At 54.1% G+C, this 14,565-nt stretch carries 12 protein-coding genes; 5 read left to right on the top strand and 7 right to left on the bottom strand.

Translation table 11 applies throughout. The features are described 5' to 3' along the window. Positions 1-29 precede the first annotated feature (29 nt). Positions 30-1,724, top strand: coding sequence for an AIPR family protein (locus SPI6313_RS11775; protein WP_072621177.1), 1,695 nt, complete (start codon positions 30-32; stop codon positions 1,722-1,724). Here the strand turns inward: SPI6313_RS11775 and sodX are convergent. The 5 genes from sodX to SPI6313_RS11800 form a co-directional block, all read right to left on the bottom strand. Beyond that, positions 1,705-2,061 carry a nickel-type superoxide dismutase maturation protease gene (gene sodX / locus SPI6313_RS11780; protein ID WP_072621178.1) on the bottom strand — a complete coding sequence of 119 codons (357 nt, stop codon included), beginning with the start codon at positions 2,059-2,061 and terminating at the stop codon, positions 1,705-1,707. The two genes, SPI6313_RS11775 and sodX, sit on opposite strands and share 20 nt — an antisense overlap. A gap of 114 nt (positions 2,062-2,175) precedes the next feature. Then, positions 2,176-2,637, bottom strand: a complete 462-nt coding sequence (sodN, locus tag SPI6313_RS11785) for a superoxide dismutase, Ni (protein WP_072621179.1) — start codon at positions 2,635-2,637, stop codon at positions 2,176-2,178. Positions 2,638-2,787: 150 nt separating this feature from the next. Then, on the bottom strand, positions 2,788-4,410 hold the full coding sequence (locus tag SPI6313_RS11790) for a D-Ala-D-Ala carboxypeptidase family metallohydrolase (protein WP_072621180.1): 1,623 nt from the start codon (positions 4,408-4,410) through the stop codon (positions 2,788-2,790). A 229-nt stretch (positions 4,411-4,639) separates the two neighbouring features. Next, positions 4,640-6,211, bottom strand: a complete 1,572-nt coding sequence (locus SPI6313_RS11795) for an NAD(P)H-quinone oxidoreductase subunit N (protein ID WP_072621181.1) — start codon at positions 6,209-6,211, stop codon at positions 4,640-4,642. 243 nt (positions 6,212-6,454) lie between these two features. After that, a complete protein-coding gene (locus SPI6313_RS11800) occupies positions 6,455-7,840 on the bottom strand; it encodes an N-acetylmuramoyl-L-alanine amidase (RefSeq protein ID WP_072621182.1) in 1,386 nt (461 codons plus the stop codon). 166 nt (positions 7,841-8,006) lie between these two features. Between SPI6313_RS11800 and SPI6313_RS11805 the strand changes: the two genes are divergently transcribed. The 3 genes from SPI6313_RS11805 (at position 8,007) to SPI6313_RS11815 (ending at position 10,753) form a co-directional block, all read left to right on the top strand. Beyond that, positions 8,007-9,212 carry an ABC transporter ATP-binding protein gene (locus tag SPI6313_RS11805; RefSeq protein WP_072621183.1) on the top strand — a complete coding sequence of 402 codons (1,206 nt, stop codon included), beginning with the start codon at positions 8,007-8,009 and terminating at the stop codon, positions 9,210-9,212. A 275-nt stretch (positions 9,213-9,487) separates the two neighbouring features. After that, the gene (locus tag SPI6313_RS11810) at positions 9,488-9,694 is read left to right on the top strand and encodes a glycogen debranching protein (protein ID WP_072623110.1); all 207 of its coding nucleotides are present in this window, start codon (positions 9,488-9,490) and stop codon (positions 9,692-9,694) included. A gap of 105 nt (positions 9,695-9,799) precedes the next feature. Beyond that, positions 9,800-10,753 (top strand): alpha-E domain-containing protein, encoded by a 954-nt coding sequence (locus tag SPI6313_RS11815; protein ID WP_072621184.1) that lies wholly within the window; start codon positions 9,800-9,802, stop codon positions 10,751-10,753. Positions 10,754-10,832: 79 nt separating this feature from the next. Here the strand turns inward: SPI6313_RS11815 and SPI6313_RS11820 are convergent, their stop codons facing one another. Together SPI6313_RS11820 and SPI6313_RS11825 are read right to left on the bottom strand one after the other, a co-directional pair. Further along, positions 10,833-11,708 (bottom strand): Npun_R2479 family HD domain-containing metalloprotein, encoded by an 876-nt coding sequence (locus tag SPI6313_RS11820; protein ID WP_072621185.1) that lies wholly within the window; start codon positions 11,706-11,708, stop codon positions 10,833-10,835. Between the two features lie 446 nt (positions 11,709-12,154). Continuing rightward, positions 12,155-12,370, bottom strand: a complete 216-nt coding sequence (locus tag SPI6313_RS11825) for a hypothetical protein (protein ID WP_139276760.1) — start codon at positions 12,368-12,370, stop codon at positions 12,155-12,157. 209 nt (positions 12,371-12,579) lie between these two features. Here SPI6313_RS11825 and SPI6313_RS11830 point away from each other — a divergent pair, with 209 nt between their 5' ends. Beyond that, entirely contained in the window at positions 12,580-14,526 is a 1,947-nt protein-coding gene (locus SPI6313_RS11830; RefSeq protein ID WP_072621186.1) for an ABC1 kinase family protein, read from the top strand. Positions 14,527-14,565 lie beyond the last annotated feature (39 nt).

The raw sequence follows: 14,565 nt of genomic DNA on the forward strand, positions 1-14,565 counted from the left end.
AACCAACACCGCCAGCCAAATATGACTGTATGAATATCAACGCTTCTATCATTGATCAGCGTCTTGCCTCAGTCATGGAGACGATTCGCCCACAAGCCATTCAAGAACTAGGCATTCGTGATGAAACTCGACTGAAATCATTGGCGTTTGTCTACCTCTGTGTGCAAACCCTTTTAGATTTAGAAGCGGATGAGACGTTTGATTGTTTAACCGAGGGAGGTGGGGATTTCGGGGTTGATGCCATGCATATTTCTGAGGAATTAGATGGAGAATTTACGGTCAGTTTATTTCAGGCTAAATACAAGTCTAAATTAACCGGAGATGCCAATTTCCCCGAAACTGGGATTACCAGTGTGATTAACGCGATTCAGTCTCTGTTTAATCCCGCCGCCCGCCTTGATGCGATCAATCAACGTTTGCTTGTGAAAGTCGAAGCCGCCCGGAGTTTAATTCGCGATGGCTATATTCCGCAGGTGCGGGTGTTGGCCTGTAGTAACGGTTTAAGCTGGAACGCCGCAGCCCAGGAGGCGATCGCACGAGCCGGATTTGGGGAGCAAGTGACCTGGGAACATGTTAACCACGATCGCTTGGTGAAAATTCTGCAAGCATCGCGGCCGGTGCGGGAAACATTGCAACTGAGTGGGAAAGCGATCGTTGAAGATATGAATTTTAGCCGCGTGCTCGTGGGAAAAATTGCGGTCACTGAAATTGCTACTCTCATTGAGCGACATGGGGAACGTTTACTAGAGCGTAATATTCGCCGCTATTTAGGCTTACAAGGCAACCGCGTCAACGAGGGAATTCGTGAAACATTGATGAGTGAGGAAAAGCAGAATTTCTATTTTTACAATAATGGCGTGACGCTGACCTGTGATAATTTTTCCTACAACGCTTTGCAAAGTGGTGACTATCAGGTGCGGGTTGAGAATTTACAAATCATCAACGGCGGTCAAACCTGCATGACGATTTTTAAAACGGCTCAGGAACCCAATTTGCTCTATCACAACACCCACGCTTATGTTTTGTTGCGCCTGTATCAACTCCCCCCGGAAAATGAAGAGTTAGTCCAACAAATCACCTATGCAGCGAACAGTCAAAATCCCGTAGATCTCAAGGATTTACGAGCTAATGATCAACGACAACAACAGTTAGAACTAGATCTTGAGCAGTTGGGGTTTACCTATCGGCGGAAGCGTTCTCACACCAGTGTTCGGCCCGCTGATATTACGTCAAGTGTTGCGGCGGTGGCGGTGCTGGCCGTGTGGAGACAAAAACCCCATCAGGCTAAATTTTTCTCCCGTGAGCATTTCGGCAAACTCTACGATGTGATTTTTACTGACCAACTGAATGGAACCCAAGTGGCGATCGCGGTTCAACTATATCGCCTGGCGGAAAATCGCCGTAAACGCCCTGATCCTGATGACCCGCTGTTTGTGCGTTATGCCTCCTGTTTTATTGCGATGCAAATGGGGCGGCGCGTGCTGGCGGCGTTGAACTGTTCCCTAGACATGGTGAGCCATCACCAATTCAAACCCGCTCAACAGTTGATTGAGCAACAGGGTGGGGCCTATTTTACGGCGGCAGTCCAGGATATTCAGCGGGCATTGCAGCGGCTTTACGGCTCACAAGACCTGTCCTTGCAGCAGCTTGCGGCAACGTTTCGGCGGGGCGATTTGATCAGTATTCTTCAGGCTGAGGAACGGGTTAGCGAAAGTGGCAGGTGATGCGGCCGAGGAGGTGCGATCGCGCTACGGGGCCAAACTGGCGGCTATCGGTGCTTTCCCCTGGATTGTCGCCGTAGATCCAAAATTCAGCGCCGGTGGGTGTGGGTAGAATTTCCCCGACCCGCTTCACCATCTGCAACGCGGGCCGGTGGGGATGCTGCACGATCGCAATGTCCCCGACCTGGGGCGATCGCTGCTGATAGGCCCTCGGATTCACCAGCACCTCGTCCCCCGGCTCCAACAGGGGCAGCATCGATCGCCCCTCAACGCGCCACCGCCGCCGCCGCCGCAACAGCCACAAGCTAAATTCCCAGCCCGAACAATCCGGTAATGCCATGCGATCGCTCCCCCATCCCCAAAAAAGCAGGGATAGCCCTGCGACTATCCCTTCGGATCAATCCGATTAAATCACTTGTTCAGACAGCACAACGCCGCCTGAGGGTTAAGCGAGTTAGCTAGCGGTGACCCATGCCACATCTTTGCCTTTGCTGCTCCAGAACATGGTGTGAATCTTTTGAACCGCCGCCATCAGTTCTTCAGCGTGCTCTTTGCTCACTTCCACTTTGCACGCGGAGCAGAGTTTGGTGGCTTTCCAGAAGGTGTCGTGGAGGTCGGGGAATTGTTCGAGATGAACCGGCTTGAAATAGTCCGTCCAGAGAATGAGCAATTCTTCTTTGGTTTTTTGGGCTTGCTCTTCTTTGATGGCGATGTAGCGCGAGAGGGTGTTTTGGTACTTCACAGCATCACCGTCAGATTGCAAGTCCAAAATCTTCTTGGTCATGGATAATACAGCTTCAGCCGTGATCCGAGCCGCAGACGGATCGTAAACGCCGCAGGGGCCGTCACAGTGCGCCTGAACAGCATCGGTGGCCGGTGCTGCTTGCTTGAGGGTGGAAATGATGTGCTTCAGCATAGAAATTGCGTTGAGATTATGGGGTTTAGTGGTGTTGAAGGATTAAATTCAACAGGGTGGAAGAGGTGTAAGGTATCCCCCATCCCCCCATCTAGCTTAGTGTGCTGGGGTAAACCTCGACAAGGGGGGCAGGGTTTCGAGGGGGATGGCCTAATGGGTCCAGCGGGCGCGATAGCTGCGGGCATCAATGTGGCAGAGGTGGGGGAACCGGGTATAGCGACCGAGACCGCCGGGCCACCAGGGGTCAAGGAGCCAATAGAGTTGATTGCCGCTTAAGCCTTCGCAGACGAAATCGATCGCATCGCCGACAATGTGGCGGCTGTCACTGACTCCACCCACGGCGCGGTTGATGTGGGGCGGGCGATACCAACTGGTGACGAGGAAGGGACGATTGACGCGATCGCGGGCCTGTTGGGCGAGTTTGGCCACCCGGACGATCGCATCTACGGTGGTTTGGCTCGTGGGCATCCGCGTGCCGCCTTTGGTGGCTTCCGTCCAGGTAAAGTTCCCGTTGGGGACAATGCTGAGGGTGAGTTCAATGGTTTGGGGTGTCCAGCGATCGGGGCGTTGGGGCACGATCAGGGCGGGGGTTTCGATGGCGGGGGGATCTTGTTCGAGGCGTTTGAGGTCGTTGGTGAGGGCGCTGAGGGTTTGCTCACGGGTTTTTAGGCCGCGCCAGAGTTGGACGAGGCGGATCAGGGCTTCCCGTTGTTGGTGGGTTTCGCGGTAGGCGAGGGGGATGCGGCGCACAAAGTTGAGCAGTTCGCGATCCAGTTCGGTGGCGATCGCACTTAATGCCCCTTGATCCGACCCTGCCGCGTTCAGTCGTTCCGGGTCAATCCCCAAGGCCGCCAGAGCCGTCTGCCGCGAATTTAACTGCCGCCAAACCCGAAACCCTTCGGTGAGGGCGTTCCGTTGCGCCCCGGTGCCTTCGTAATAGCGGGGGATGCGTTGGGTAAAGTCGAGGAGGGCGGGATCGAAAAGGTGCAGGTCAGAATCCGGGCGGGTGCTTTCGGCCAGGGAGGCGATCGCAGCGGCACGACTTGGCAATTGTCGCCAATATTGCGTCAACCGCAGCAGGGCTTCCCGTTGGTGGGGAAAACCCGCGTAATAGGGCGAAATCCGTTGAATAAACTGCTTCAGGGCAATATCAAGATCATCCTCGGCAAACTGTTGAATCGATTGCTTCGTTTCCCGTGCCAACGATTCCACCGCCGCCCGTTGGCTGTCCAGTTTGCGCCAAATCCGCACCACTTCAATTAAGCCGCGCCGTTGGTGGGACAAGCCGAGATAATATTCCGGGATGCGTTCAATCAGGGTGAGGAGTTGCGGATCGAGTTCGGCTTGAGAATCGGGTGTCCATTCCTGTTCGATGTCGTCGAGATAGGCATTTTTCAACGCGGTCGGGTCGCAGGTGGCGAGGGTTCCGACGGCGGTATCTTCCACGGCGGGGGTATAGCCCCCGGCAATCACGGCCAAGACGCGATCGCTATACCGCCCCTGCACCGTGTCCCAGAGGTCGCTACTTTTCCAACCCTGGTCAATGAGGCGATCGGTGAGGGTGCGGATCGTGTTGGCGGCGTATTGGACTTGGAGGGCAAAGGTATCGAGGGGCGGGTCAGTATGGGTGAGGCCTAACCCAGTATCGTCATTTTCGAGGGTGGGCGATCGCTGCACCTGATCCAATGCCGCCAAAATTGATTTGTGAATCCCCGTGCGCTCGGCCTCTAGCACATAGTAGTAATTGCGTTGATCGAGGGTCAAGATCGCCATATCCCGCTGCTAGTCCTAAAAGTGAAGATGCCATCATCCAAAATCCGGAACCTGAACCCAAAATGCGGAGGAGTGAGCTTGTCGAATCCCGATCGCTCTAACTGCGACAGGCTCACCCTTCACTATTTTGAAAGTGTTCACGGCGGATTTAGGATTCAGAGTGCAAAAAAAGGCCTGACCGGAATCAAGCCTTTTTATGATACTGCTAGAGTCCTACGTCCGTTAGACCTTATTCTGAAAGTTCATCGGGAGGCGAAGAAACCTGAGCCACCACCTCTAGAGTAGGAATATTAACCCCTTGGAACAGATCCGTTTGGGTAATCGAGTTATTCGCCAAAGTCAGCAGCGGATTCGACAAAATCCCCGCCAAAGAGGTGGCAACCAACGAAAACACAATCCCCACTTGTAAGGGGCGCATTCCCGTTAAATTCCAGCGAATCGGGGGGTAATTTTGCACCGCATCGGACATTTCTTGGGGTTCTTTCACCACCATCATTTTGATGACGCGGATGTAGTAGTAAATCGAGATCACACTGGTGACCAAGCCCAGCAACACTAAGCCATAGAGACCTGCTTGCCAACCGGCCCAGAAGAGATAAATCTTGCCGAAGAAGCCCGCCATGGGGGGAATCCCACCGAGGGACAACAGGCAAATGCTCAACGCCAAGGTTAAGAGGGCATCTTTTTGATAAAGACCGGCGTAGTCGCTGATTTGATCCGTCCCCGTGCGCAGGGAGAAGAGAATCACACAGGTGAACGCGCCCAAGTTCATGAACAGGTAGATCAGCAGGTAAAACACCATGCTGGCGTACCCGGCTTCGGTGCCGGCGATCATCCCCAACATCACAAACCCGGCTTGGGCGATGGAGGAATAGGCGAGCATCCGTTTCATGCTGGTTTGGGCGAGGGCGACGACGTTGCCCAGGATCATGCTGAGGATGGCGAGGGCGGTGAAGATGAAATGCCATTCCACCGTGACGGATTCAAAGGCGGTGAGCAGCATCCGCAGGGCGAGGGCAAACCCAGCCGCTTTGGAGCCGACGGAGAGGAAGGCCACCACCGGAGTAGGGGAGCCTTCGTAGACATCGGGAGTCCATTGGTGGAAGGGGACAGCGGAGATTTTAAAGGCAATCCCGGCGATGCTGAAGACGAGGGCGATCGCTAACCCCAGGGCTTGGCCACTATCGCCTTGGGCTAACTGGGCCGCAATTTGGGTGAGGTTCGTTTCTCCACCAGATAGCCCGTAGAGTAACGACACGCCATAGAGAAAAATCGCTGAACTGGCCGCGCCAATCAGGAGATATTTTAAGGCGGCTTCGTTGGAACGGGGGTCACGCTTGGTGTAGCCCGTCATCAGGTATGAGGAAATACTCAAGGTTTCCAAGGACACAAAGATCATCACTAGGTCATTGGCCCCAGAGAGGAACATTGCGCCGAGGGTGGCGGTGAGCATGATCGCCATGAACTCTGCGAGGGAGGTTCCTGATTGTTCGATGTAGCGGATCGACATCAGGATCGTGATCACCGTGGACAGGGCGATGATGCCTCGAAAAATGACGCTGAGGTCATCACTGTTGAAACTGTCAAAGAAGGCAAGGGGGTTAGGATTATCCCATTGCAAGACGAGGGCGGCGACGGTGGCGAATAGGCCCGCGATCGCCACATAGGGAAGCCAGGATGACGCTTTGCGCCCCACAATCAGATCAATGACCAGCACAGCCATCAACGTGACGATCACCAGCCCTTCCGGAAGAATTGCCCCAGCATTAAGCTGCGCGGCAAGATCGTTAGACAAATCCATAAAAATTTAAGCCGTTTTCGCGAACACTGCACGGTGCGGGCCCCAAGCCCGTCCATGGCAAATTGTATCGTGTTGCGGGGGAGGTGTCGCAATTCCGCCGCAGACCCACGGGGGTAAACGGGATAGGGATCGGCAGACGGTCAAGGGCAGCATTACACCGTAAAACCGTCTGCTGCTGGGCATTGCCCACCCGACGGGAGGCGATGCAATGACAGTGATGGGAATTTTTTATCGCAGGGGTGATCAATAGTTATCGCTGACGTAGCGGAGGATGCCGTCAGCGATCGCCCGCGCCATCTGATCCCGAAATGCCGGATCAGCCAAACGCGGCGCATCCTGGGCCCCGGTCACAAACCCCACTTCGACTAAAATCGATGGCATTGCAGTATTGCGCAACACATAGAACCGCGCCTGTTTCACGCCTCGATTCCCGATCCGGATTTGGTTCAGGATCGATTGATGCACCGTGTTGGCAAAGTTACGGCTGCGGCTACTGAAGAAATAGGTTTCAACGCCATTCACATCGGGGCGGCTCATGCTGATTGCGTTGGCGTGGATGCTGACGAACAGGGTGGAGCGGGCCCGATTGGCCATCACCGCCCGTTCTTGCAAACTGATAAATCGATCATCGGATCGCGTCATCAACACACTCACTCCCGCTTCCGAGAGAATTCGCGCCACTTCCAAGGAAATCGGCAAGACCACATCTTTTTCCTGAAGACCCCCAATCCCGATCGCACCGGGATCGCGGCCGCCGTGGCCGGGGTCGATGGTGGTGAGGATGCGGGAGTTGGGGACGCGAAAATCACCGGGATTAGCGGTGGGTTGCGGGGGTGTAATCCGCTCTGGGGGCGGGACGGGAATTTGGACGACCTGTTCATCGCTGGGCAGGGGGACGGTGGTGCGATCGCCGTTGAGCACCTGGCCCCCACTGGGGACGATCGCAATCCCCGCCCGACTCACCGCCGCCCGCCAATCGGGGCCATCGGCAGCAACGGTGAGGCGGATCACGTCGGGTTCAAACCGGATCGTATCCACGCCGTAGCGGTTGATCAAAATAGTTTGGTCTTGGAGATTGTCGGGGATGCGATTACCGCGAATTGACACCGCGATTTCCTTGCGATCGCCACTGCGGCGCACCGTCGCTTGGGGTTGGGCTAGCTCCGCCAACCGCACAAAAAAGCCATTTTGAGTCACTTGAAAATTATCCAACCCTGTCACTGGACTTTGGTTGAGATCAATCCGCTCCGGTGGCGGTAACGTCACTTGCCACTGCCGATCCGATGTGCCGCGAAATTCCACCCGTTCCGGATCGAGGGTGTAGCCGGGGGCGAGTTCAATCACCAGGCGGGTGGTACTGGCGTTAAATTGACCAATCCGCACCTCGCGAATCGTGCCCCCGACTCGTTGAGTCACGGTGGGGCGGCTGAGGATCGTACCAGGTAAATCAATAATCAACCGGGCCGGGTTGGCAATCAGTTTGGCAGTGGGTTGTACCCCGTCATCAGTGGTAAACCGCAATTGATTGGCACGATTATCAAATTGCCAGGAGGTCAGCCGACCGGCTTCGGCAGGGGATGCCCAAAGGACAAGGCCCAAGAGCGAAAGTGTCAACCAGCGTAATGTCACAGGAATGACTCCAGTATTGAAAGTGTGTGTGAGTGAGTCGGATGAGAATTTCAGATCATAGCCTACCGTGAGAATCCAATATTTCTCATGGGGGGGATGGGGATTTTCGCCAGAGACTCCCGAATCACACTAAAATGAACGACGGTTCCTAGGGGCAAAAAGTACGGTGGCAGAGGTTGTTCTTGACAAGATTTATAAGCAGTTTCCGAGCCAATCGGGAGCAAAAAATCAGGCTGTCAATGTGCTGCGGGGGATTGATTTGCAGATTCGGGATGGTGAGTTCATGGTCTTGGTGGGGCCGTCGGGCTGTGGCAAGAGCACGTTATTACGGATCTTGGCGGGGTTAGAAACTCAGACGGCGGGTAGTATCACGGTGGGCGATCGCACCATTCACACCCTCCCCCCTAAAGACCGAGATATCGCCATGGTGTTCCAAAGCTACGCCCTCTATCCCCATCTGACGGTGTTTGATAACATCGCCTTTGGCCTGCGGCGCAGCATCACCCACCCCAACACCAAAGCCGCATTGAACCATTGGGGGCGAGAGTGGCTAGGGGCGGCCACGCGGTCATTGCCGGCGGCGCTGCGCTATCAATCGGACCAGGAGCGACAGGTGGCCGCCCGCGTGCAGGCGGTGGCGCAACAGTTGCAGATTGAAGAATTATTAACCCGGCTGCCGAAACAGCTTTCGGGGGGACAAAAGCAGCGGGTGGCCTTGGGGCGAGCGATCGCCCGTAATCCTCAAGTGTTTTTGATGGATGAACCCCTGTCGAATTTAGACGCAAAACTCCGCAACGAAACCCGCGCCCAAATCGTCCAACTCCAGCGCAGCCTCGGCATCACGACGATCTACGTCACCCACGACCAAACCGAAGCGATGACCATGGGCGATCGCATCGCCGTCATGAACGGCGGCGAACTGCAACAGATCGCGCCCCCCCTCGAACTCTACAACAACCCCGCAAATCGCTTTGTGGCGGAGTTTATCGGGTCGCCGCCGATGAATTTTCTCCCGGTGCAAATCAGTGCGCCGAGTACCCTAGTTTTAGGACAATTCCGCTATACCTTGCCCCCCGAATGGGGCGATCGCCTCGCATCCTACGGCGGCCACACCCTGCTCCTCGGCATTCGCCCCGAACACCTCCACCTCAGCCCCGCCGCCACCAAAAACATCGCTGTCAAAGTCGAACTCGTCGAAGCCCTCGGCAATGACACCTACCTAACAGCGCACCTGATGGAATTTCCCCAAGCCCCGATCCGGATTCGCATCCCCCCCGATCATCCGGTGCAATTGGGAGACGTGCTCTGGTTTGCGATCGCCCCCGATAAAATTCACTTCTTCGACCCCAAAACCCACCAGCGTCTCTGCTAACCCCGCCATCCCGCCTCAACACCCCAACCCAAAACCCCCAGCATCCATGATCGGGATTGTTCCCCCTTGATGATCACCCCAGATCAGAAATATAGCGGTAGTCAGGTTGCTGAAGACCAGGGTGTGTCTAGGAATAAGGGGCTTAAGCCCCTTGCCGGTCCTAACGATATCGACCACTGCGATCGCGCCCCTGAGTCGGGGCGCGATCGCCTGCCTCGAAAAATCAGCGTGAACAGGCTAGGATGAAATACGCTGTGGATCAGTCTCACCTCCTTATGACGATTTGGATTAATGAACAACTCGACCCGTCGGGCATGGTCCATGCCTGCATTGCCTGCTGCGATCAAAAAGCCGCTGAAGATTGCCATGCTTCGTTCGTGGACAACTTGACGGACAGCCAGAAAGCGGCGGGATGGACGGCCCAACTGCGGACGGTGGAATCGTGGGATGATGTGCCAGTCAATTCCCTAAAACTGGGTTAGAGCACCACTGAATCTGGGCAAAAGGGGCTGTTTGTTCTTGGTTAACAGCTCCGTTGAGACAATGCCATTAGGGTAAAGTTGAGAAAGATTTACCCGATGTTGGTTATGTTAAGTCGTGTTGCGAATTCGATCTATTGGCTCAATCGCTACATTGAGCGGGCGGACAATATTGCGCGGTTTGTGGATGTGAATTTGAATTTGATGCTGGATTTGCCCAGTCATTTAGCGCAGCAATGGCATCCGCTGGTGATTACGACGGGCGATTCAGAGTTTTTTAAAGCGCGTTACGGTGAAGCCACGGCTGAAAATGTGATTCAATTTCTCACCTTTGACCCGGACTATCCCAACTCAATTCTCTCGGCGTTGCGGGTGGCGCGGGAAAATGCCCGCTCCATTCGTGAAATTATCTCCTCGGAAATGTGGGAGGACGTGAATAATTTTTACCTGATGGTGAAAGATGCCGAGTCGGTTAAGCATATTGACATGATGCCGGATCTGTTTGCCCAGGTGAAGCGCTATAGCCATCGGTTTGCGGGGGTGATGGATGCGACGATGACCCATAACGAGGGCTGGCATTTTGGCAAGATGGGGCGTTTGTTGGAGCGGGCGGACAAAACGATGCGCATCCTGGATGTGAAGTATTTTATTCTGCTGCCGTCGGCGGATTGGGTGGGAACGCCCTTAGATCAATTGCAGTGGATCGCGCTGTTGAAGTCGGCGAGCGCCTATGAGATGTATCGTAAGCAGCAGAACCGGATTAATCCGACAGCGATCGCAGAATTCCTGATCCTCGATCGCCACTTCCCCCGCTCCATTAACTTCTGCATTTCCCAAACCGAAAAATCCCTCTACGAAATCACCCAAACCCCGATGGGAACCTGGAGCCGCTCCCCAGAACGCGCCCTAGGACGATTATCGGCACAATTAGGATATCTAGTGATTGAGGATGTCATTGAAGACGGCCTCCATGAGTTCCTGGAGCAAATGCAAGGGTCAATCAACACTATCAGCAATGAAATTGCCCTGACGTTTTTCAATACTGAACCCGTCTTGGCTTAGCACGCCTGCGCCCCTGAGCTTGTCGCTTGTGATTCCCCCGGTTCAGCCTGTTCGCAGGACAAACCGGGGAACATTCGGCCTATGCGGCAACGGAATCCTGCGTGGGTTTTTGGGTTTCGGGATCTTGTTCATGTTCAACCCGGAACACCGTAGCGTAGAGATTAGCGATAATCTGTTTACCGGATTGGGTGAGGTTGAGGAATTTCAGCGCCGTCGGTAGGTAAGGGTGAACCGCTTTCCAATAGAAACTAGGGTAGTTGGCGCGGAGATCCCCCGGTGTTTTGTAGCCTAAAAATTGATTGGTGCCGATTTCTTCAAACTCATAGAAAAGGGCGGGAATTTTTTGAAGATAGCGGGGATCACTGAGTTGGCCGATTAAATCTGCCGCTCGCACCAAACCAGGATAGTGATAGGTGTCTTTGTGGTCTTCATCGGCGGGAACAGGAAAGCGGGTGAGTTCGATACTTTCTTTGAGTAATTCCGCATCAATCAGTTTGTGACCCCCAAACCGCTCTTGGACAAAGAGTTTGCCGCGATCCACATGGTAGGGGGCAAGGCTGGCATCGCTAGCACCGGGGGGCAGTTGAATTTTACTGTCGCCGATGCCGGTGGCGTATTGGTAATGGAGGGGGTCGTCGGGTTGGCATACGCCTTTGACGTAGCCGATGTCATGGCAGAGCAGGGCGATGTGAAAGTGTAGCCAATCTTCAGGGGTGGTTCCGCCTTCTTTAATATGTTTGCCGCGCAGAATTTCTTGACCGACGAGGGTGACAAAAATGGTGTGTTCAACGTTGTGATAGAGAGCATCGCTGTTGGCGATATTTTCCAGGGCCATGGCTGCTGCCCAGGCAATGATCTCGGCATATTCCGATTTCCACCCCCCATAGGTGCGGCGATAGCCTTGGGTGAGTTGTTGGACAAGGTTGTCAATGAGGAGATTGGTTGCCAAGAACATGGTGAATCGGCGTGATAGGGAAAGATTATTGCTTATTTTAGCGTGGGAGATTCGGGGCTACGCTAAACTGTAGCGTAGATCATTTTTTCGTTCAGGGAATGAAATCCTTTGGCTCGGAGGTGCGAGGAGTTTCGTGTTCGAGAACGGTGCGATCGCACCTTGGCCGATTCATCCAGATCGCCCGTGAGCACCCTAATCGAGTCCCTCTGCTCCCATCTAAATCGCCCTTCCTCACGGTCTGACTCTGGTGATTATCCTTCGGTTCCTAGCAAATTCACCGTGATGACCGCCGCCACATCATCCACCCCAGCGGGGCCAATCCTCCACCCCCAGCCACCTATTGTCCCATGACCAAACGCCTCCCCAGCCTTGAACTCCCCCCATCCGACACACCCCCATCGCTCGACTTTTTAGGAATAGTGAGTGTCATGCATGGGGAAATCTGTCTAGAGTTCAGGAATATGTTCGTTTTCGTATTGTTCAATTAACAGACTAATAATTTCCATCAATGAAGCCAGGGGATGTTGTTCATCTTCCTCGACTTCATCGATGAGTTGATCGAGCCAATCAACTAGATTTTGGTACTCGTCCTCATTCGAGGGGGTCTCTAATGCGTTAGCAAAAGGCTGCCACAATTTTTGTGCTTCAGGAATAGTTAGCATCATCATGGCTTCCATTTACCTCGATACATATTCAGCATAGGTGAAGACGTGTCTAGGGAAACCGGATGAGGCGCGATCGCACCCTCCCCCCGGAGATCGCCCAACGGAGGAACAGGGTCAAAGATCCGATTTTGGGTTGAGGGGCTGAAGATCCGGGAAAACAAATTGTTACAATATATTTCAATCCTTAATGCGCACCGGTAGAACCCATGGCTGAGGCTTCCCTTTCATCCCTTCAAGAACAATTCACCGTCCCAAGCGATCAAGACCCCATGCGGCGCGAGATTGGGCATTACGATCCCGACGCGATCATGTCCTATTACCGCCAGCGACCGTTCCAGGTGTTGGGGCGACTGTGGGATATCTTGGTTCCTTTCCTCTGGTTTGGGGTGCTGTTGTGGTGGGATAAGGTAACCGGATCGGCGCAGAACAAGAAACGCCGTCGAGCGGTGCAACTGCGCGACACCATCACTAAATTAGGGCCGACCTATATCAAAGTGGGGCAAGCTCTCTCGACGCGCCCCGACCTCGTGCCGACGATTTATATGGAGGAGTTGGCGCGGTTACAGGATCAATTACCGCCCTTTGATAATGCGATCGCCTATCAATTTATCGAAGAAGAATTAGGCGATCGCCCCGAAGCCATCTACGCCGAACTCTCCCCCAAACCCGTCGCCGCCGCCTCCCTCGGCCAAGTCTACAAAGGCAAGCTCAAAACCGGCGAAACCGTCGCCGTCAAAGTCCAACGCCCCGACCTTCTGCGCTGCATCACCCTCGATGTCTACATCATGCGTAGCCTCGCCCTCTGGGCCCAAGCCAATATCAAACGCATCCGCAGTGACTTAATCGGCATCGCTGACGAATTTGCCGGGCGCATCTTCGAGGAAATGGACTACAGCCAAGAAGGTCGCAACGCCGAAGAATTTGCCCGCCTCTACGGTTATCTCCCCGAAATCTACATCCCCTCGATCTATTGGGACTACACCGGGCGACGAGTGCTCACCATGGAATGGATCGAAGGCACCAAACTCACTAACATTCCCGCGATCCAGGAAAAAAATATTGATGCCACCTACCTCGTCGAAGTAGGCGTAGCCTGTTCCCTGCGCCAACTCCTCGAACATGGCTTCTTCCACGCTGACCCCCACCCCGGCAACCTCCTCGCCACCCCCGACGGCAAACTCGCCTACCTCGATTTCGGCATGATGAGCCGGATCAAACCCTATCAACGCTACGGCCTGATTGAAGCGATCGTCCATCTCGTCAACCGTGATTTTGAAGCCCTCGCCCATGACTATGTGAAACTCGACTTTCTCACCCCCGACACTGATCTAGAGCCGATTATTCCTGCCCTCAGTCAGGTGTTTGGTAACGCCCTGGGGGCCAGTGTGGCGGAGTTGAATTTTAAGAGCATCACCGATCAAATGTCGGAAATGATGTATGAATTTCCCTTCCAAGTTCCGGCTTATTATGCCTTGATTATTCGCTCATTAGTGACGCTCGAAGGGATTGCGATCGGCATTGAACCGGATTTTAAAGTGCTCAGTAAAGCCTATCCCTACGTTGCAAAACGCCTCCTCACCGATCCATCCCCTGAATTACGCAATTCTTTAAAAGGTCTTCTGTTTAAAGATGGTGGCTTTCGCTGGAATCGCCTCGAAAATCTCCTCCGCAATGCCCGCAATTCTGCTGATTATGATTTCGAGCAGGTGTTATCTCAAACCTTAGATTTTCTCTTTTCCGATCGCGGTACGTTCATCCGCGATCGCCTCGCTGATGAAATCATCCAAGCCGTGGACACCTACAGCCGCCGCACCTTCTTCAATATGTCGTCCCTCATGCGGCAACAGGTGGGGCTGAAGGCGATGGAAATGCCGGGAGATTTACAAGAAGATGACGGCCAGAACAATGTTGAACACCTCAAGAATATTATTGAGATTCTCCGCGAAACTCAAGGCTTTGACCCCATGGCGATTTTGCCGCTGATCCCTGAATTGCTGGCGAAACATGAAATGCAGGAGATGGGTCAACAGATCGCCAATGGCTTGGTGCAACGGGTGGCGGCTCGGTTAATTCGCCAATTTTTACTGGAGGATGCACCGATGAAAACGGTAACGGTGGAACCCATCAGACGGCGATCGCTCCCGGCGGCGTAACATTTAAGGCTCAGCCGACACCCAACAGCGGGCAGTCGG

Source organism: Spirulina major PCC 6313 (assembly GCF_001890765.1).
Lineage (GTDB): Bacteria > Cyanobacteriota > Cyanobacteriia > Cyanobacteriales > Spirulinaceae > Spirulina > Spirulina major.